The sequence below is a fragment of the Virgibacillus halotolerans genome (genome assembly GCF_016908515.1).
Taxonomy (GTDB): Bacteria; Bacillota; Bacilli; order Bacillales; family Amphibacillaceae; genus Virgibacillus_M; species Virgibacillus_M halotolerans.
Genome location: NZ_JAFBEA010000006.1, coordinates 146,500 through 166,464 on the forward strand (window position 1 = coordinate 146,500; position 19,965 = coordinate 166,464).

Below are 19,965 nucleotides of genomic sequence, written 5' to 3' on the forward strand. Positions count from 1 at the left end.
GAACAACCGTGAAGGAAGCAGTAATTGTAGCAGGTGCAAGAACACCAGTCGGAAAGGCAAATAAAGGTTCACTCGCTCATATGAGACCGGATGATTTAGCCGCTTTAACCATTAAGGAAACATTGAAGCGGGCAGGAAGTTATGAAGGTAATATTGATGACGTTATTATCGGGTGTGCTATGCCAGAAGCGGAACAAGGAATGAATATGGCACGCAATATTGCTGGATTGGCTGGATTAAGCAATGATGTCCCAGGGATCACTGTCAATCGCTACTGTTCATCAGGTTTGCAAAGTATCGCTTATGCAGCCGAGCGTATTATGGTTGGGGCGAGTGATACGATCATTGCTGGTGGTGCGGAATCGATGAGTTTAATCCCGATGGGGGGGCATGTGATCAAACCGAACAGTAAATTGGTTCAGGATGCACCCGGTTATTATATGGAAATGGGCCATACAGCAGAAGAAGTTGCGAATCGTTTTAACATCTCCCGTACGGATCAGGACGCATTTGCGGCTCAAAGTCATGAACGGGCGGAAAAGGCAATTAAAGCAGGAAAATTTAAGGATGAGATTGTTCCGGTAGAAGTGATGGAGCGTATTGTTGGTTCTGATAATAAAATAGAAGAAAAATCATTTTTGTTTGATACGGATGAAGGTGTACGTCCGGGAACAACAACAGAAATACTCGCAAAGCTTCGACCAGCATTTAATATAAAAGGATCTGTAACAGCAGGAAATGCCTCACAAATGAGTGATGGTGCAGCCTCCGTACTTGTAATGGATCGCGAAAAAGCAGAAGCGGAAGGGTTAACCCCATTAGTGAAGTTCCGTTCATTTGCTGTAGCGGGTGTGGAACCAGAGATTATGGGGGTAGGTCCAGTAGCGGCAATTCCTAAGGCATTAAAAATCGCTGGACTGGAACTTTCTGATATAGGACTATTTGAATTGAATGAAGCCTTTGCTTCTCAGTCTGTTCGTGTGATTCAAGCTTTGGAACTGGATACGAGCAAAGTGAATGTGAATGGCGGCGCAATTGCACTTGGCCACCCGTTAGGCATGACAGGCACGAAGTTAACCTTAAGTTTGATCAACGAAATGAAGCGGGAAAATATACAATATGGTGTTGTAACCATGTGTATTGGCGGTGGCATGGGCGCTGCAGGTGTCTTTGAATTAATTTAAATATAAATATGTATTCTATAATAGAAGGGAACGATAAACATGGGTGATACAAAAGAAAAGATTTTTAAAGGCGGCGGGTTTTTAGTTGAAGATTTAACAAGTGATGATGTGATTACGCCAGAGGATTTTACAGAAGAACACAAAATGATCGCCAAAACAACAGAAGACTTTGTATTAGGCGAAGTGGTACCTAAAATTGATAACTTGGAAAACCATGAATTCGAGCATTCTGTTGATCTATTAAAAAAAGCTGGAGAACTTGGACTGCTCGGTGCTGATGTTCCCGAAGATTATGGTGGGCTTGCATTAGATAAAATCAGTTCCTCTTTAATTACTGAAAAATTTTCACGTGCCGGTGGATTTTCGATCACACATGGCGCACATGTTGGAATCGGATCACTACCAATCGTATTTTTTGGTAATGCCGAACAGAAGGAGAAATATTTACCAAAGCTTGCTACCGGAGAACTGTTGGCCGCTTATGCTTTAACAGAACCATCTTCAGGGTCGGATGCTTTAGGGGCAAAAACAACCGCTAAATTAAATAAAGCTGGTACCCACTATATTTTAAATGGAGAAAAACAGTGGATTACCAACTCTGCATTTGCTGATGTATTCATTGTTTACGCAAAAATTGATGGAGAGCATTTCTCTGCATTCATTGTGGAACGAGAGTACCCTGGCGTATCGACAGGGGCGGAAGAAAAGAAAATGGGTATAAAAAGTTCCTCGACTCGTACATTGGTTTTAGAAGATGCCGAAGTTCCTGTCGAAAATCTATTAGGTGAAAAAGGACGCGGCCATATTATTGCATTTAACATTTTAAACGTAGGCCGGTATAAATTGGCCATCGGTGCTGTAGGTGGTTCCAAACGTGGTATTGAATTGGCTGTGAAATATACGAACGAACGTAAACAGTTTGATACGCCAATTTCCAGCTTCCGCCTAACTCAGGAAAAACTAGCAACCATGGCAGCAAACACGTATGCAAATGAAAGTGCTGTATATAGGACTGTGGGCTTGTTCGAACAGCGCATGGGAGCATTAACGGAGGAGCAGCTAAAAGATGGACGTGAAGTGGCCCGTGCAATCGCGGAATACCAAATCGAATGTTCCATGAATAAATTCACTGCCACAGAATGTTTGGACTATGTGGTAGATGAAGCTGTACAACTGCATGGCGGATACGGATTTATGCAAGAATATGAAGTGGAGCGCTTGTATCGCGACTCTCGCATCAACCGTATTTTTGAGGGAACGAATGAAATCAACCGATTGATTGTACCGGGTACATTACTGAAAAAAGCAATGAAGGGTGAATTACCACTTTTACAACAAGCGCAAAGCTTGCAAGAAGAACTAATGATGATGATGCCGGAAGAGGTCGGCATGGAACCATTAGAGCAGGAAAAACATCTCTTGAGAAACGCGAAGAAAATGGTGCTTCTCGGTGCTGGTTTAGCTGCACAGAAATATATGCAGAAGTTGGAGAATGAACAGGAGATTCTTGTTAACCTAGCTGACATGACTGCCGAAGTTTATAACATGGAAGCAGCCATTCTTCGTACGGAAAAAGCTATTAAGAAATCAGGGGAAGCAGCTAGTAAGCAAAAATTGCTTTACACCCAGGTATATGCGCAAGAAGCATTTAACCGGATCGAAGCGGACGCAAAAGAAACATTAATCGCAGTAGAAGAAGGAGACACATTGCGGATGATGCTTTCATCGTTACGTAAATTAACCCGACATACACCGACAAATGTAGTTGCTAAAAAGCGTGAAATTGCAGCAGGGATTATAGAAGAAGAAAAGTATACGGTTTAATTGGTAACATACCCCCAGTTTCATTCAAAACTGGGGGTTTTTACTGCAAATTATTCTCGGAGAAATAACGATATTTATATCAAACGTTACAAAACAATAGAATATTTTTTAAAATTTGTTATAATGATTCTAATGAAAGAAACGATCGGGAGGGTTGTACATGGCATTGACATTTTATTGGTACCCGAATTGCGGTACGTGTAAAAAGGCAAAGAAATGGTTTGATGATCAAGGCGTTGCTTATACGAGCATACATATTGTGGACGAGACACCAACCCAGGTGGAACTGGAAGATTTAATTGCCAAAAGTGGTCTACCGGCGAAAAAGTTCTTCAATACAAGCGGGAAAAAATATCGTGAACTGAATATGAAAGAAAAGATCAAGGATGCAGGTACAGAGGAAATGGCAGCATATTTAGCTTCCGATGGGATGTTAATTAAGCGTCCGATTGTAACGGATGGACAAAAAGTAACAGTCGGTTTTAAAGAGGAAACATTTAATCAAGAATGGTTAAATAATTAGAATGAAATACTAGAAATAAAAGTGTTTTGCTTGTATAGTAATAGTGACTTAATTTACGGAGGGATATCAATGAGCTTACCAGAGGAATTATTATATTCAGAAGAGCATGAGTGGATTAAAAAAGAAGGCGATCAAGTACGGATCGGGATTACAGATTTTGCTCAAGCCGAACTAGGTGACATTGTATTTGTAGAACTTCCAGAAGTTGGAGATGAACTTGAAGCGGATGAGCCTTTTGGGAGTGTTGAATCCGTAAAAACAGTTTCCGAGCTTTATGCACCGTTAAGTGGTAAAGTTGTCGAAGTAAACGAGGAATTAGAAGACAATCCTGAGTATGTGAACGAATCTCCATATGAAAATGCGTGGATGGTTGTTTTAGAGCCTGCTGATGACAGTGAATTTGATGATCTTTTATCAGCCGAGCAATATGCAGCAGTAATTGACGAAGACTAATGATAAATAGCAATGAAAGCGAGGCTGGCTAACAACTTTTTATAAGTTGTATAGTCAGCCTTGTTTATATCATATACTGTTTATAGAAGGACGTTCAATATAAGCTTCTTACTTGATTTTATAAGGAGTGCTATGGGATGATTGAAAGTGAAAAAGTTATCATTGTTGAGGGTTTAACAGATAAAAGAGAGATTAAAAAGATTATTAATGAGGATGTAATAATTATTTGTACAAATGGTACATTGGGTGTGGAACGGTTTGATAATTTGTTAGAAACCTATGATTTAGATCATAAGGAGGTCTTTATTTTCGTTGATGAGGATCCATCTGGCATCAGCCTTCGCAGGCAGTTAAAAAACGAATTGCCACATGCGACCCACATCTATGTAAGTAGTGATTATAAGGAAGTGGCAGCTACACCAGCTTATATGCTTGCAACAGCATTGGCAGGGCAGGGGATCGCTGTAAATCCAAACTTCCTGGTTTAGGGTGGTATTTTTGCAGGAAATTACGAATGAACAATTAAAAAAAGGGGATTATCTACTCTTTATTTATTCTCCATTTTGTGGGACATGTCATGTAGCGCGCTCGATGCTGGAAAAGATTGAATCCGTTCATCATGAAAACATATTTGTTGAAATGAACGCTTCTTTATATCCAGATTTCATGCAGGATAATCAAATTGAAAGTGTTCCATGTTTGTTAATCATGCAGGATAATGAAATCAAGGAAAAAGTGTATGCTTTTCGATCAATAGCAAATATTTACAATTACTTATTGTCCTATAAACCGGCACTGTTCGCTAAAAGCTAGCTTCGTTTGACACGTTAAATACATCATGCTATTATATGATCTATCCATTTAAAATGAATAAAGTAATCTCTTATCCTGAGTGGTGGAGGGACTGGCCCTATGAAACCGCGGCAACCTTCAAACGTTATTTGTTTGAAAGGTGCCAATTCCAGCAAAGTATTGTTTGCTTTGGCAGATGAGGGAACGTGAAGATATGAATAAACGTCTTTCTGTTCTCTTACAGAAAGACGTTTTCCTATTTAATCGGCTTATTTTTAATTGTTTGCAGAATTTTAGAGGAGGATTTATTGTGATTTCAATTGAAGGGTTAAGCAAGTATTATACATCGAAAAAGAATCAAATTGCAGCTGTAGATGATTTGACCCTTAATATCAAGGAAGGCGAAATATTCGGTGTGATCGGTTATAGCGGTGCAGGAAAAAGTACATTTTTGCGTTTATTGAACCGATTGGAAGAACCATCGAAAGGGCGCATTGTTATTGACCAACAGGAAATAACTGCTTTAAACTCAAAACGGTTACGTCTGGCACGACAAGAAATTGGAATGGTCTTCCAACATTTTAATTTACTATGGTCACGTACAGTGAAGGATAATATCGCTTTTCCTTTAGAGATAGCAGGCTTTTCCAAGGCAGAACGGGACGAACGTGTTCATGAATTAATTGAACTGGTCGGACTTTCGGATAGGGAGCATGCATACCCATCCCAGCTTAGTGGTGGTCAGAAACAGCGAGTCGGAATTGCCCGAGCACTAGCAAACAATCCGAACGTATTACTATGTGACGAAGCAACATCGGCTTTAGATCCAGAAACGACGAATGCCATTCTCGATCTATTAGTTAATATTAATGAAAAATTAGGTCTGACAATTATCCTGATTACCCATGAAATGCATGTTATTCGTAAAATTTGTAATCGAGTTGCAGTGATGGAAAATGGTAAGGTTGTCGAACAGGGTGATGTGCTTGATGTGTTCTTACACCCAAAACAGCGTGTAACAAAGCGCTTTGTAGAACAGGTAATGGGTGTGGATGATGAAGACGATGGTGTCTCCCATTTAATTCATACGTATGATCATGGTAAGATTCTTCGCCTGCATTTTATTGGAGAAACAACGAATCAGGCATTAATTAGTCAAGTAGCGAAAAAGTTTGCGATAGACATAAATATACTGCAAGGAAAAATAACGCAAACCCAGCGTGGGGCATATGGAACATTATTTGTTCAGATCGAAGGGGAAAATGAAGAGGTTAATAAGGCAGTGACATTTATAAGTGATGAAACCTCTGTAGAAGTGGAGGTTATCCGAGATGCTAACTGATCTACTGTCTAATTTAGATATCAATGAATTAGTTGAGGCGACCTATGAAACATTTTATATGACATTAATGTCGTTAATTGGAACAGTAATATTCGGTATTTTGTTAGGATTACTCTTATATCTGACTTCACGTGAAGGGATTTGGAAAAATAAATTTCTTAACATGATTACAGCTATAATTGTCAATGTGTTTAGAGCCATCCCATTTATCATTTTAATTTTACTGCTGTTTCCGTTTACAGATTTCCTAATAGGAACAATCCGTGGTCCTAATGCGGCATTACCTGCATTAATCATCGGTTCTGCCCCGTTTTATGCAAGGCTCGTTGAGATCGCGTTAAAAGAAGTGGATAAAGGTGTTATCGAAGCGGCAAAAGCAATGGGAGCAAAAACAAGAACCATCATATTTCGGGTTCTGTTGCCAGAATCAATGCCAGCATTAGTTTCAGGAATCACCGTTACCGCTATCGCATTAATTGGTTATACGGCAATGGCAGGTGTAATCGGTGCAGGTGGTTTAGGTGATTATGCATATTTCTTTGGATTCCAAAGACGCGATGTTGATATTGTGTTTGTTTGTACGGTAATCATTGTTATTATTGTATTTATTTTTCAGTTCATTGGAGATTTCATTTCAAATAAATTAGATAAAAGATAATAAGGAGAATACAAAGATGAAAAAAATAGCAGCTTATGTATCTATATTGTTTGTTTTAATTTTGGCGGCATGTGGTGGTTCCAATACAGATGAGAATTCAGATGAAAAAGAAATTAAAATTGGTGCATCTAGTACCCCACATGCGGAAATTTTAGAGGAAGCAAAACCATTGCTTGAAGCGGAAGGAATTACATTAGATATTAAGAAATATCAGGATTATGTTTTTCCTAATGATGACTTAGAAAGCGGCGAGCTTGACGCAAACTTTTTCCAACATATCCCATATTTAGAAACAACAATTGAAGATACTGGTTATGATCTTGATTATATCGATGGGATTCATATTGAGCCAATGGGTATTTACTCCAAAGACATAGCTAGTATAGATGATATCAAGGATGGAACAGAAGTGATTTTAAGTCGTTCTGTTGCAGACCATGGCCGTGTTTTGGCTTTGTTTGAAAAAGAAGGACTCATTAAGTTAGATAAAGATGTGGACAAGGTGTCCGCTACAGTGAAAGATATTGTTGATAATCCAAAGAACTTAACATTCTCCGCTGATGTTGATGCAGCAACATTACCTGAACTGTACAGCAAAGAGGATAATGTATTAGTTGCAATCAATACAAACTATGCAATTGATGCTGATTTAAATCCTTTAGAGGATGCATTGATAATAGAAGGGGATGAATCCCCGTATGTGAATGTTATTGCAGTTCGTTCAGAAGATAAAGATAATGAGGCATTGAACACACTTGTAGATGTACTGCATTCAGATGAAATACAGCAATTTATTGAAGAAACGTATGATGGCGCGATTGTTCCTGTCGGCGGAAACGATTAATTTTTAGTGAATATGGCGTAAAATACAGTATATGCGAGTAATTCGTTCTATGTTAATGAACTGGTAAATCAATCCGCATTGAATTACAGCTCACGGGCTTTAGTGATGAATAACACGTTTATAACCAGATTGTAATGGGAATCGTCCCTATGTTAGTCTTAATGTGGTAGACAAATTGAAAGGATGATTCACTATTATTAGTGGGATAAAAATGAACTACACTCCAGAGATGGAGAAAGCAATGCAACAATCGCATAAAATGGGTTATGCGGAGTATGCGAGAAATCTGGATAATCAGATTGCCGTAGAGAAAAAACGACAGCGAGAATATGAACAATGTAAATTCTTAGTAGCTGATTTAGAAAATAGTGTTATAAAATAAAAAAAGACAGTGCTGATGTTCCTGAAATGGGACATCAGTATTTTTGTTAAGCGTAATTAATAAATTATGAATATCAATAGTATGAATCAATTACTACCAGTAATTTCATGCATTCTATTGGCATAACCCGCCATTAGTCTAAAAGAGTTGATAATTAATTAAAAATGCTTTAAGATTGTAATGAGAATAAGTTGAGAATGAATGCAACTTTCATTCTGAAATATACAACTACAATAGTATTTGGAGGTATTAATATGGCAGGGTCAACACTAGTAATTAAGAATCTTCATGTGTCAATTGAAGGTAATGAAATATTAAAAGGCGTAAACCTTACAATAAACGGTGGCGAATTCCATGTAATCATGGGACCAAACGGTACAGGGAAATCGACATTAGCTTCAGCAATTATGGGGCATCCTCATTATGAGATAACAGAAGGAAGCATTCATATTGATGGTAAGGATGTATTGGAAATGGAAGTAGACGAGCGTGCTCGTGCAGGTCTATTCTTAGGCATGCAATATCCAAGTGAAATCAGTGGTGTAACAACATCCGACTTCCTTCGATCTTCTATCAATGCGCGACGTGAAGAAGGCGACGAAATTTCTTTAATGAAATTTATTAAAGAAATGGATGCGACTTTGGATTTCTTGGAAATTGACAAAAACATGGCACAGCGCTATTTAAACGAAGGCTTCTCAGGTGGAGAGAAAAAACGTAACGAAATTCTGCAATTAATGCTATTGAAACCTGAAATTGCAATCTTGGATGAAATTGATTCAGGACTGGATATTGATGCATTAAAAGTAGTATCTAAAGGAATTAATAAAATGCGTGACGAAAACTTTGGTTGCTTAATCATTACGCATTATCAGCGTTTACTAAACTATATTACACCAGACAATGTTCACGTTATGATGCAAGGGCGCGTTGTTAAATCCGGTGGTCCGGAATTGGCACAACGTCTGGAAGCAGAAGGTTATGAGTGGATTAAAGAAGAACTTGGTATTGAGGACGAAACTGTAGGTCAAAATGCGTAATTGTTAGGAGGGATAGTATGACGGTTGAAACAAAGCTTCCATATGATAAAGATTATATAAAACAGTTTTCTGCGGAAAGAAATGAACCAGCTTGGATGAATTCATTACGTCTTGAAGCTTTAGATCAGGCGGGTTCACTTGAAATGCCTAAACCCGATAAGACAAAGATCGGCAGATGGAATTTCAGTCGTTTTAAGCATGCGGCTAAAGGAGAGGTGATTTCCTCATTAAGTGAATTGCCATTGGAGATTCAGGATTTACTTGATCAGGATAACCTACCGAAAAACTTATTTATTCAACGCAATCAGTCGGTTGCTTATGCATCATTAAGCGACGAATTGAAAGATAAAGGTGTTATTTTCACTGATATATTCACTGCCTTAACAGAGCATGAAGAATTGGTGAAAAGATATTATATGAAAGACGCTGTTTCTATTGATGAGCATCGTTTAACAGCATTACATGCAGCATTAATGAATGGTGGAGTTTTCGTTTATATTCCAAAGAACTTACAAGTGGAAGAGCCGATCCAATCTATATTTTGGCAGGAAGACCCTGAAGTTGCTCTATTTAATCATGTGTTAGTTGTTGCGGATGAAGGCAGTTCATTAACATATGTAGAAAACTATGTATCGCAAAACGATGAACAGGAAACCATTTCAAATGTAATAACAGAGGTTATTGCACACGATAATGCAAAGATTTCATTTGGCGGTGTTGATAACTTTGCTGCAGGTACGACAAACTATATGAACCGTCGTGGCGTTGCGTATCATAATGCAACCATTGATTGGGCTTTAGGTCAGATGAATGATGGGAATACTGTTTTTGAGAACGAAACGTATTTAGTTGGTGACGGGTCATCTTCTGAAGCGAAAGCAGTAGTTGTAGGTCGTGGTACGCAAATTGAGAACTTTACAACGAAGAGTGTCCATATTGGATTGGATACACATGCCCACATTCTGCAGCATGGTGTAATGAAAGAAAAGGCAACATCTATTTTCAATGCAATTGGTAAAATTGAACATGGTGCAACCCGAGCCAATGCGGAACAAGAATCCCGCGTCCTCATGTTAAGTGAGAAAGCGCGTGGGGATGCCAACCCAATTCTATTAATTGATGAAGATGATGTTACTGCGGGACACGCAGCTTCAGTAGGCCGTGTTGATCCATTACAATTGTATTATTTAATGAGCCGCGGTATTTCACAAACGGAAGCAGAGCGTCTTGTTATTCATGGATTCTTAGCACCAGTAGTTACGAAGTTACCAATCGCCTCTGTTAGGGCGCAATTAACGAAATTAATTGAGAGGAAAGTTTACTAATGGATGTAAAAGCCATCAGAGAGCAATTTCCGATTTTAAATCAGGAAGTTAATGGACATCCCTTGGTATATCTTGATTCCTCAGCAACCTCACAAAAACCATTGTCAGTGATCGAAGCGGTCAATGATTATTATCGTCACGACAATTCCAATGTGCATCGTGGGGTTCACACATTAGGCTCACGGGCAACTGAATTATATGAAGGTGCTCGTGAGAAAGTAAGACGTTTTATTAATGCGGATAGCACTGCAGAAGTGATTTTTAATCGCGGAACAACAACAGGAATTAATACGGTTGCCGAGAGCTTTGGGCTTCAGAACTTAACAATCGGCGATGAAATTGTGATTACACCGATGGAACATCATAGTAATATCATTCCATGGCAGCAGGTCGCAAAGAAAACAGGAGCAACATTGAAATATATGCCATTACAGTCGGATGGAACAGTAACATTGGAGGATGCACGTGATACGATTACAGCAAACACGAAAGTGGTTGCGATCGCACATGTATCCAATGTGTTAGGTACCATAAATCCGGTGAAAGAAATTGCGAAAATCGCCCATGAAAATGGTGCTGTAATACTTGTAGATGGTGCGCAAGGTGCACCACATATGAAGATTGATGTAAAAGATTTAGATTGCGACTTTTACGCTTTCTCTGGTCACAAAATGTGTGGGCCGACAGGAATAGGCGTTTTATATGGTAAGAAGGAATATCTAAATGCGATGGATCCGGTTGAATTTGGCGGTGAGATGATTGATTTCGTAAATCTTTACGATTCAACATGGAAAGAACTGCCTTGGAAGTTTGAAGGTGGAACGCCAATCATAGCCGGTGCAATTGGTTTAGGAGCTGCGATTGACTTTTTAAACGAGGTTGGAATGGATAACATTTTAAACCATGAAAAAGTATTAGCAGACTATGCGATGAAAAACTTGCGTACAATTGATGATCTAACCATATATGGACCGGAAAATCGTGCTGCACTTGTTACGTTTAATTTAGCTGATGTACATCCGCATGATACGTCAACAGTTCTTGATTCATTCGGGATTGCTGTTCGAGCGGGGCATCACTGTGCACAACCACTTATGCGTTGGTTGGATGTAACAGCAACAGCGAGGGCAAGTTTCTATTTGTATAATACAACAGAAGATATTGATCATTTAGTTGATGGACTTTTGAAAACAAAGGAGTATTTCGGTGATGTCATATAACCTAGATACACTATACCGACAAGTAATTATGGATCATTATAAAAACCCACGTAACAAAGGAGTACTTGATGGTGAAGTATTAACCGTCGATATGAATAACCCAACATGTGGGGATCGAATTCAACTACAATTACAAGTAGAAGACGATATTGTAAAGGATGTTAAATTTGATGGAGAAGGCTGCTCAATCAGCATGTCTTCCGCCTCGATGATGACACAGGCTATCAAAGGAAAGAAACTGAAAGAAGCATTAAAAATGTCTGATACCTTTTCACATATGATGATGGGGGAAGACATTGATATGGAAGAACTGGATTTAGAAGATCTGGGGGCATTGCAGGGGGTAGCTAAGTTCCCAGCACGAATTAAGTGTGCGACCCTTGCGTGGAAAGCGATGGAAAAAGGATTTCACGAAGAATAATATGCCAATGGATTACCGTACGAAATTGTTATAAAGCTGTTTTACAGCAAAGATAAGCATGTACGAATATCTAATAGGAGGTTTTTAATCATGGCAAAAGAAATACCTGAAATGGAAGGCTATGAATATGGTTTCCACGATAAAGACGTTTCTGTTTTCCGTACAGAAAGAGGCTTGACAAAAAAAGTTGTTGAGGAAATTTCACGGATGAAAGATGAACCGGAATGGATGCTTGAAAAACGTCTAAAAGCATTAGAAATATTTTACAGCATGCCAATGCCACAATGGGGCGGCGATTTGTCGGAACTTGATTTTGATGAAATCGTTTATTATGTGAAGCCTTCAGAGAAACAAGGTAGAACATGGGATGAGGTACCTGCTGAGATTAAGGAAACATTTGATAAGTTAGGTATCCCGGAAGCAGAACAAAAGTATCTATCTGGTGTTTCTGCACAATATGAATCAGAGGTTGTATACCAAAGCCTTGAAAAGGATTTGGAAAAACAAGGAATTATTTTTAGTGATACAGATTCAGCACTGAGAGATCATGAAGAACTTTTCAGGGAATACTTTGGTAAAGTTATTCCAGCGGCAGATAATAAGTTCTCTGCATTAAACACTGCTGTATGGTCTGGTGGTTCATTCATTTATATACCAAAAGGCATTCATACTACAGCACCGTTACAGGCGTATTTCCGTATCAACTCGGAAAACATGGGACAGTTTGAAAGAACACTAATTATTGTTGATGAAGGTGCTTCCGTACATTATGTAGAAGGTTGTACCGCACCCGTATTTACAACAAACTCTTTGCATAGTGCGGTTGTTGAAATCTTTGTTAAAAAAGACGCATATTGCCGTTATACGACGATTCAAAACTGGGCTAATAACGTGTATAACTTGGTTACAAAACGGGCGATTTGTGATGCAAATGCTACGATGGAATGGATCGACGGGAATATGGGCTCTAAACTTACCATGAAATATCCTTCTGTTCTATTAAGAGGTGAAGGTTCACGTGGTAATACGATCTCGATTGCGATTGCTGGAGCAGGTCAGCACCAGGATGCAGGCGCGAAAATGCATCACCTTGCACCAAACACATCATCATCGATTGTGTCGAAATCTGTTTCGAAAAAAGGTGGTAAAGTATCTTACCGTGGTATTGTTGAATTTGGCCGTAAAGCAGATGGCGCACGTTCCAATATCGAATGTGATACGTTAATCATGGATAATCAATCCACATCAGATACAATTCCGTACAATGAAATTTATAATGACAATATTTCATTGGAGCATGAAGCAAAAGTATCGAAAGTTTCCGAAGAACAATTATTCTACCTGATGAGTAGAGGACTTGGTGAACAAGAAGCAACAGATATGATTGTAATGGGCTTTATCGAACCATTTACAAAAGAACTGCCAATGGAATATGCCGTTGAGATGAATAGACTTATTAAAATGGAAATGGAAGGCTCTATTGGTTAAACTCTTTAAACCCTCGCCACAACAACGTTTGTGGCGAGGGTTTTATTATATCAACTAACGTCTTCAAAACAAACTACTTTACTCTCTGTATCAATTGTATTTAGCGCTTAACCCCAAGTACAATAGCCTCAAACGATCCTAATTCCAGTCCTATAGTTTCCCTAAAGCGAGCTCAAGTCGCTAAATTGTCTATCTTCATAAGTATTTGGCTAAATACTTCCTACTTAATATTTTTTCTTGTCATTGCGTAACATGTAAGCGTTTTAATATTTAACGTTTTGTCTAAAGAATTACAAGTATTCTTCAATTAAAATGATAAATAAAACTTAGTATATTACTTAGGTTGGAGGAAGAATGAAGGTAATGAAATAATAGATCAGATCGTGCCGTTAAGGATGCTTCACCATTACGGAGGGGACATACTTCGTTAGCCCGTCAATATAATAGTAATCAGGGGAAAATAAAAGTTTCGTAATTGAAAGTGATACAGATGTATTGGAACAGCCAGATTGTAATTATTCGTAAATTAGACTTACGGTAATGTTATTTAGTGATGTCGATATTAACAAGGGGGTCTACCAATTTGGAAATCAATCTGGACCGAATGAGAAACGACTTTTCGGCAATTGTCAGTTTTACAAAAACACCAAACCATGGTTGTACACGGTTTTCTTATAGTAATGAAGATAGACAAGTAAGGGATTATCTTTTATTACAAATGCAGGGACTTGGTCTTTCCATAAAAGTAGACGCTATTGGAAATATTAGAGCAATCTACGGTGAGGAAATTGATAAACCCTCCATCATGATCGGCTCCCACATCGATACCGTGGAGAATGGTGGGAAATATGGTGGGTTGACTGGTGTTTTGGTAGCTTTAGAGATTATTAGGGTGTTAAAAGAAGAACAGGTAACACTAAGCCGCTCGGTTGAATTGATTATTTTTGCCGAAGAGGAGGGCTCCAATTTCGGTATTACGATGCTTGGAAGCAAGGTACTGACTGGAAAGTATGGAATAGCGGATCTCCAATCTATCAGAAATGGGGAGGGTGATTCTGCTTATGATGTTGCAAAAAGATTTGGGCTTGATATTGAGTCTGCTGAAAAGGATGTTCTTGAAGAAGAGGAAGTCAATGCGATGATTGAGCTCCATATTGAGCAAGGGGCAGTACTTGAGACGCTGAACAAATCGGTTGGTATTGTACAAGCAATTGCAGGAATGAAAACATTTAAAGTTACCTTGGAGGGCGACTCCAATCATGCAGGGACAACACCAATGGATTTAAGACAGGATCCATTATCAGGAGCTGGAAACATCATCTCCTATATCCAGAGAATAGCAAAAACTGTTGCCTTACCAACAACGGTTGCCACTGTTGGTAAAATAATTTGTGAGCCAAATATGCCGAATGTCATCCCACAGCGTGTGGTGTTCTTTGTGGATGTGAGGGATGTTGAGACAAAGGGAATCGACCTCGTTGTCGATAGGCTGATTGAAAAGTTAAACGCCGTGGCTGCTGAAGATAAACTTCAATGTAAGATTGAATTGATTGGTGCATCTGACCCTGTCAAACTTTCATCCAGAATCGTTCAGGCGATTGAAGAAACAGCAAGCGAATATGGCTATAACTATTTGAAAATGAACAGTGGTGCTGTTCACGATGCGGCGATGATGACGGACGTAACCGATGTGGGAATGATTTTTATTCCAAGTATGGGAGGAAAAAGTCACTGCCCTGAAGAATATACAAGGGAGAAAGATATCAAATCGGGAGGTGATTTATTACTTCAGACAGTAATAAAATTAGCTGTAAAGAGAAAGAAAACAAATCGGACATCAAGTTAAGCATTCACAAATATTCGGAGGAGGATATACATGCGTACATTAATTAAAAACGGAACGATTGTAACCGCTATCGATGAATTTGTTGGAGATGTATTGGTTGAGGGAGAAAAAATAATTGCTGTCGGGGCACAGTTAGACACGACTGCTGAGGAGATCGTTGATGCGAAAGGGAAATATGTGCTTCCAGGCGGGGTCGATCAACACGTTCATTATTCCTTTGAATTTAAAGGAGAACGGGTAAGAGGGTTTGAAACCTCCAATGCAGCAGTTGCCGGTGGAACTACTACTGTTGTTGAATTTGTGAATCAGGAACAGGGCAAGGGAATGGCAGATACCATTTTTGATATGGATAAAAATGAAGTGTCTCATAAGGCCATGGCTGACTATTCATATCATGCTGTTGTATGTGATCCAGTGGATAAAACTTTTGAGGAAATTGCGGATTTGCCTCGGAGGGGTATTTCCACTGTTAAATTGTTTATGGCTTATAAAGGAATGCCATTTCATAGTGATGATGAAGCCCTTTACAAAGCATTAAAAGCTGCAAAGGAAGCCGGCGTCACAGTGATGGTTCATTGTGAGAATGCAGATGTGATTGACCATCTTCAAAGAAAACTGGTATCTGAGGGTAAGACAGATCCGTCTTACCATGCAGTATCTAGACCAGCAAGGGTAGAACTAGAGGCAACGCAACGTGTGATCAATCTGGCAGCTATGGTAGAGGCTCCTGTGTACATTGTCCATGTCACAGCTAAAAATGTGATGGAAGCCATTCGAACTGCCAAAAATGAAGGGTTGCCAGTTTATGGAGAAACTTGTGTCCAATATCTGATGCTTGATGAAGATGATTTAGCTAAACCAAATTTCGAAGGGGCTAAATATGTAATGTCACCAGCATTACGGACTAAAGCCGACCAGGAAGCATTATGGGAAGCGGTTGATAATGGCTGGCTAAACGCCATCAGTACAGATCATTGCGGATTTGATTGGGAATCACAAAAACATATGGGCGTCGATGATTTTACTAATATACCAAATGGAGCACCAGGAGTAGAAAACCGCTTGGCTATTCTATGGACGTATGGTGTGAACGCCGGAAAGATTTCTAGGCAGCGATTTGTCGATTTATTCGCAACGACTCCAGCAAAAAACATGGGAATAGATCATTGCAAGGGACATATTGGTGTTGGCATGGATGCGGATATTGTATTATATGACCCTAATGGATCGTCCATTATTTCAAATGAAAATAGTTTGCACGGTGTGGATTATAATACATTTGAAGGGTACAAACAGGAAGGAAAAGTGGATAAAGTATTCCTTCGCGGCAAACTTGTAGTTGACGATGGTGAATTTATTGGTGAGAAAGGAGATGGAAATTTTATTCCCGGAAAACCTTATGGCCTATGTTTTAATGAAACAAAGCCAACGAAGAAATTGGATAATTCGAGAATTTAAGTTTATCTCAAAATGATGTAAACTTTATAGTAATATTTATCGTTTAGCTAATATTTATACTTATACAATTATCATATCAAAATTAACCTGATAAAACATATTAAATATAGAGTCCCATAAAAAGGCAATCCTTTGTTTATTTATGGGACTCTAGGCTATGTTCAGTGGTTTACAAAATAAAAAGGATTTAAATCTGCTTTTAACAAATTTGAACAAGTTGTATATGTAAGCGCAATCATAATTTAACATTATGTCTAATGCGTAATATGTTCGGAAAATTTATAATAGTTCTTATGAGGTGAGAACCGCTTTTGGTTCACCTAAGTAGAAATTCGATCGGATTACTTTTAGGAGGTGATTTTCCAAGTTAAGGCCCGTAGAAGATCATATGCTTACTATTGGAATCAAAGCGTAAAGGATGTAGAAGGCAGTTTGATAAATTTTCTAGTTTTAACTCACGAAACCTGAAAAGGAGGTCTATCAATGGAAAATTTACTGCAAAATTTGATGTCAACTGAAGATCTGGCAGATAACTTTAAGGAATCCAAGCCCAGTTATAATGCACAGGAGGCATTAGATGAAGCGAATCGGTGTCTTTATTGTTATGATGCGCCTTGCATTACAGCCTGTCCAACCGGGATTAATATCCCTAGTTTTATCAAAAAAATTGCATCAGGTAACTTAAAAGGTTCAGCGAAGACCATTATGGAAGCCAATCCTGTTGGTGCAAGCTGCGCCCGGGTGTGTCCGACAGAAGAATTGTGTGAAGGGGCCTGTGTACTAAATGATTCCACAAAACCTATCATGATTGGAGACTTGCAACGTTTTGCAACAGACTGGGCTATCAAAAATGAACAGGTCTTGTTTAAAAAGGGAGAGAAAAACGGGAAAAACATTGCTATTGTAGGTAGTGGCCCAGCAGGGTTGTCTGCTGCGCGTGAGCTTGGAAGAATGGGTTATGAGGTGACCGTTTTTGAAGGGAAAAAAGAAGCGGGGGGATTGGACACACATGGCATTGTTCCGTTTCGACTTCCAAAAGATATTTCTCTATGGGAAGTAGAACAAGTAGAAAATGTGGGTGTTGAAATTCGAACGAATGTTGAAGTCGGTAAAGATATTTTTACAGATGACCTTGTCCTTAACTATGACGCCGTTATGCTAGCTGTGGGTATGTCAAAAGTGCCGAAGCTTGGTATAGAAGGAGAGGACTTAGCAGGTATCTGTGATGCGATCGAGCTTGTCGAAGAGACGAAGAATAAAAACTACTCAGCTGAATTTGCCGGAAAGCGAGTAGCTGTAATTGGGGCTGGAAATACAGCAATAGATGGTGCTACTACCTCGGTAAGACTCGGAGCAGATAATGTCCAGATTCTATACCGTCGAACGGAAGCGGAAATGACAGCCTATGAATTTGAATATGAGTTTGCCAAACAAGAAGGAGTTGAATTCAGATGGTTGACTGCGCCTAAGCGTCTTATTGGTGACAATAAAGGCTATTTAAAGCAGATGGAGTGTGTCCAGATGGAATTGCAGGAGACTGGAAGTGATGGACGCCGACGGCCAGTAGAAATCCAAGGATCCGAGTTTTTAATTGATGTTGATATTGTGGTTAAAGCGATTGGTCAGACACGGCACACGCACATCATTGATGCATTTGGTTTGGAACATAACGGCGGCGTGGTGAAAGTAGATCCAGAAACATACCTTACTTCCAATCCAAAAGTTTATGCTGCGGGCGACGCAATCTTTGGAAAGGGAATTGGTGAGGCAATGGTTGTTTCGGCTGCGCAGCAAGGAAAAGAGACGGCATACGCCATACATCAGCAATTAGTGGAATCCAGAACAGAGTGTGTTTAGAACATAAAATAGACAATTGAATTTGGGAGGATGAATATGGCTGATATAAGTATTAATTTTGCCGGGATTAAGTCTCCTAATCCTTACTGGCTTGCATCTGCACCTCCGACAAATACAGGATATCAGGTGCAACGCGCATTCGAGGCCGGATGGGGCGGAGCGGTATGGAAAACACTTGGGGAGCCAGTTTTGAACGTGACTTCGCGCTTCGGTGCTCATAGTTTTAATGGGCAGCGAGTAGCTGGTTTTAATAATATTGAATTAATATCTGATCGATCGATTGAGGAAAATTTAAAAGAAATTTATGAAACAAAAAAACGCTTTCCCGATCGGGCAATCATTGCATCATTGATGGTGGAACCAAAGCGGGAAAAATGGCATGAAATTGTGAAGCGCGTTCAAGATGTAGGCGTAGATGGCTTTGAATTGAATCTAGGTTGTCCGCATGGAATGTCGGAAAGGGGTATGGGGGCAGCAGTTGGTCAGCATCCGGATTTAGTGGAGAAAACAACCTTGTACGCGAAAGAAGCTGCTGAGGTACCAGTGATTACAAAGTTAACACCGAATATTACAGATATTACCACAACTGCAAGAGCGGCAGAACGGGGTGGGGCCGATGCAATTAGTATGATAAATACAATAAATAGCTTAATGGGTGTGGATATAGATACATGGAATACGATCCCAAATGTGAATGGCATGGGGGCACATGGCGGTTATTGCGGACCTGCAGTTAAACCGATTGCCTTGAATATGATAGGAGAATGTGCGCGACAACAGGATATTAATATTCCGATCTCTGGAATAGGGGGCATTTCGACTTGGCAGGACACCGTTGAATTTATGTTGATGGGATCTGGGGGCGTGCAGATTTGTACTGCCGCGATGCACCACGGATTTAGTATTATCGATGATCTAGTAGAAGGACTGGAAAATTATTTGGATGATAAGGGAATTGCCTCTATCAGTGAGATCATCGGTGCCTCAGTAGCAAAATATACCGACTGGAGCCATTTGGATTTAAATCATAAGAAAGTTGCCCGCATTAATAATGATATTTGTATTAATTGCAATAAGTGTCACATTGCTTGTGAAGATACTGCACATCAGTGTATCGACATGCTCACAGATAAAAAAGGTGATGGTTATTTAGAAGTCAGAGAAGATGAATGTGTTGGATGCAATCTTTGCTCAATTGTTTGTCCGGTCGACGGGGCAATTGACATGGTGGATCTTACACCAACAGAACCACCAATGTCATGGAATAATCGTCAATCCGCACTTCAAATGCTAAATAATTAATGGGCA

Annotated in this window: 19 protein-coding genes and 1 riboswitch; all 19 genes read left to right on the top strand. The window is 39.4% G+C overall.

Translation table 11 applies throughout. From position 1 onward, the window contains the following. Positions 1–8: 8 nt before the first annotated feature. Positions 9–1,184 (top strand): acetyl-CoA C-acetyltransferase, encoded by a 1,176-nt coding sequence (locus JOC34_RS14815; protein WP_205137545.1) that lies wholly within the window; start codon positions 9–11, stop codon positions 1,182–1,184. A gap of 39 nt (positions 1,185–1,223) precedes the next feature. Further along, a complete protein-coding gene (locus JOC34_RS14820) occupies positions 1,224–3,008 on the top strand; it encodes an acyl-CoA dehydrogenase family protein (protein ID WP_205137546.1) in 1,785 nt (594 codons plus the stop codon). A 160-nt stretch (positions 3,009–3,168) separates the two neighbouring features. Further along, positions 3,169–3,531, top strand: coding sequence for an arsenate reductase family protein (locus tag JOC34_RS14825; protein WP_205137547.1), 363 nt, complete (start codon positions 3,169–3,171; stop codon positions 3,529–3,531). A gap of 69 nt (positions 3,532–3,600) precedes the next feature. Then, complete coding sequence (gene gcvH, locus JOC34_RS14830) at positions 3,601–3,984, top strand: glycine cleavage system protein GcvH (RefSeq protein ID WP_205137548.1); 384 nt, start codon at positions 3,601–3,603, stop codon at positions 3,982–3,984. 137 nt (positions 3,985–4,121) lie between these two features. Beyond that, a complete protein-coding gene (locus tag JOC34_RS14835) occupies positions 4,122–4,472 on the top strand; it encodes a toprim domain-containing protein (protein WP_205137549.1) in 351 nt (116 codons plus the stop codon). 10 nt (positions 4,473–4,482) lie between these two features. Beyond that, entirely contained in the window at positions 4,483–4,797 is a 315-nt protein-coding gene (locus JOC34_RS14840) for a thioredoxin family protein (protein WP_205137550.1), read from the top strand. 67 nt (positions 4,798–4,864) lie between these two features. Next, positions 4,865–4,979, top strand: a riboswitch (SAM riboswitch). Positions 4,980–5,086: 107 nt separating this feature from the next. Further along, on the top strand, positions 5,087–6,118 hold the full coding sequence (locus JOC34_RS14845) for an ATP-binding cassette domain-containing protein (protein WP_205137551.1): 1,032 nt from the start codon (positions 5,087–5,089) through the stop codon (positions 6,116–6,118). Further along, the gene (locus tag JOC34_RS14850; protein WP_205137552.1) at positions 6,108–6,776 is read left to right on the top strand and encodes a methionine ABC transporter permease; all 669 of its coding nucleotides are present in this window, start codon (positions 6,108–6,110) and stop codon (positions 6,774–6,776) included. Before JOC34_RS14845 ends, JOC34_RS14850 begins: the two co-directional genes overlap by 11 nt. A gap of 16 nt (positions 6,777–6,792) precedes the next feature. Then, positions 6,793–7,620, top strand: a complete 828-nt coding sequence (locus JOC34_RS14855) for a MetQ/NlpA family ABC transporter substrate-binding protein (RefSeq protein ID WP_205137553.1) — start codon at positions 6,793–6,795, stop codon at positions 7,618–7,620. 211 nt (positions 7,621–7,831) lie between these two features. Further along, positions 7,832–8,002, top strand: a complete 171-nt coding sequence (locus tag JOC34_RS14860) for a YuzK family famiily protein (protein ID WP_205137554.1) — start codon at positions 7,832–7,834, stop codon at positions 8,000–8,002. Positions 8,003–8,256: 254 nt separating this feature from the next. Beyond that, complete coding sequence (gene sufC / locus JOC34_RS14865) at positions 8,257–9,042, top strand: Fe-S cluster assembly ATPase SufC (protein WP_205137555.1); 786 nt, start codon at positions 8,257–8,259, stop codon at positions 9,040–9,042. Positions 9,043–9,059: 17 nt separating this feature from the next. After that, positions 9,060–10,367: a Fe-S cluster assembly protein SufD gene (sufD, locus tag JOC34_RS14870; protein ID WP_205137556.1), complete on the top strand. Its 1,308-nt coding sequence runs from the start codon at positions 9,060–9,062 to the stop codon at positions 10,365–10,367. Continuing rightward, positions 10,367–11,587, top strand: a complete 1,221-nt coding sequence (locus JOC34_RS14875; RefSeq protein ID WP_205137557.1) for a cysteine desulfurase — start codon at positions 10,367–10,369, stop codon at positions 11,585–11,587. The genes sufD and JOC34_RS14875 overlap by 1 nt, the downstream gene beginning before the upstream one ends. Next, on the top strand, positions 11,577–12,008 hold the full coding sequence (sufU, locus tag JOC34_RS14880; RefSeq protein WP_205137558.1) for a Fe-S cluster assembly sulfur transfer protein SufU: 432 nt from the start codon (positions 11,577–11,579) through the stop codon (positions 12,006–12,008). The genes JOC34_RS14875 and sufU overlap by 11 nt, the downstream gene beginning before the upstream one ends. A 90-nt stretch (positions 12,009–12,098) precedes the next feature. Beyond that, positions 12,099–13,496: a Fe-S cluster assembly protein SufB gene (gene sufB, locus JOC34_RS14885; protein ID WP_205137559.1), complete on the top strand. Its 1,398-nt coding sequence runs from the start codon at positions 12,099–12,101 to the stop codon at positions 13,494–13,496. Positions 13,497–14,079: 583 nt separating this feature from the next. Beyond that, the gene (locus JOC34_RS14890) at positions 14,080–15,342 is read left to right on the top strand and encodes a Zn-dependent hydrolase (protein ID WP_205137560.1); all 1,263 of its coding nucleotides are present in this window, start codon (positions 14,080–14,082) and stop codon (positions 15,340–15,342) included. 30 nt (positions 15,343–15,372) lie between these two features. Beyond that, positions 15,373–16,800, top strand: coding sequence for a dihydropyrimidinase (hydA, locus tag JOC34_RS14895; RefSeq protein WP_205137561.1), 1,428 nt, complete (start codon positions 15,373–15,375; stop codon positions 16,798–16,800). Positions 16,801–17,283: 483 nt separating this feature from the next. Then, complete coding sequence (locus tag JOC34_RS14900) at positions 17,284–18,657, top strand: NAD(P)-dependent oxidoreductase (protein WP_205137562.1); 1,374 nt, start codon at positions 17,284–17,286, stop codon at positions 18,655–18,657. 36 nt (positions 18,658–18,693) lie between these two features. Further along, positions 18,694–19,959, top strand: coding sequence for an NAD-dependent dihydropyrimidine dehydrogenase subunit PreA (preA, locus tag JOC34_RS14905; protein WP_205137563.1), 1,266 nt, complete (start codon positions 18,694–18,696; stop codon positions 19,957–19,959). The last annotated feature ends 6 nt before the right edge of the window (positions 19,960–19,965 follow it).

Excerpts from the sequence above, each read along its gene's own strand:
- JOC34_RS14820 (WP_205137546.1), top strand. The coding sequence starts at position 1,224 with ATGGGTGATACAAAAGAAAAGATTTTTAAAGGCGGCGGGTTTTTAGTT.
- JOC34_RS14825 (WP_205137547.1), top strand. The coding sequence starts at position 3,169 with ATGGCATTGACATTTTATTGGTACCCGAATTGCGGTACGTGTAAAAAG.
- gcvH (WP_205137548.1), top strand. The coding sequence starts at position 3,601 with ATGAGCTTACCAGAGGAATTATTATATTCAGAAGAGCATGAGTGGATT.
- JOC34_RS14835 (WP_205137549.1), top strand. The coding sequence starts at position 4,122 with ATGATTGAAAGTGAAAAAGTTATCATTGTTGAGGGTTTAACAGATAAA.
- JOC34_RS14850 (WP_205137552.1), top strand. The coding sequence starts at position 6,108 with ATGCTAACTGATCTACTGTCTAATTTAGATATCAATGAATTAGTTGAG.
- JOC34_RS14855 (WP_205137553.1), top strand. The coding sequence starts at position 6,793 with ATGAAAAAAATAGCAGCTTATGTATCTATATTGTTTGTTTTAATTTTG.
- JOC34_RS14860 (WP_205137554.1), top strand. The coding sequence starts at position 7,832 with ATGAACTACACTCCAGAGATGGAGAAAGCAATGCAACAATCGCATAAA.
- sufC (WP_205137555.1), top strand. The coding sequence starts at position 8,257 with ATGGCAGGGTCAACACTAGTAATTAAGAATCTTCATGTGTCAATTGAA.
- sufD (WP_205137556.1), top strand. The coding sequence starts at position 9,060 with ATGACGGTTGAAACAAAGCTTCCATATGATAAAGATTATATAAAACAG.
- JOC34_RS14875 (WP_205137557.1), top strand. The coding sequence starts at position 10,367 with ATGGATGTAAAAGCCATCAGAGAGCAATTTCCGATTTTAAATCAGGAA.
- sufU (WP_205137558.1), top strand. The coding sequence starts at position 11,577 with ATGTCATATAACCTAGATACACTATACCGACAAGTAATTATGGATCAT.
- sufB (WP_205137559.1), top strand. The coding sequence starts at position 12,099 with ATGGCAAAAGAAATACCTGAAATGGAAGGCTATGAATATGGTTTCCAC.
- hydA (WP_205137561.1), top strand. The coding sequence starts at position 15,373 with ATGCGTACATTAATTAAAAACGGAACGATTGTAACCGCTATCGATGAA.
- JOC34_RS14900 (WP_205137562.1), top strand. The coding sequence starts at position 17,284 with ATGGAAAATTTACTGCAAAATTTGATGTCAACTGAAGATCTGGCAGAT.
- preA (WP_205137563.1), top strand. The coding sequence starts at position 18,694 with ATGGCTGATATAAGTATTAATTTTGCCGGGATTAAGTCTCCTAATCCT.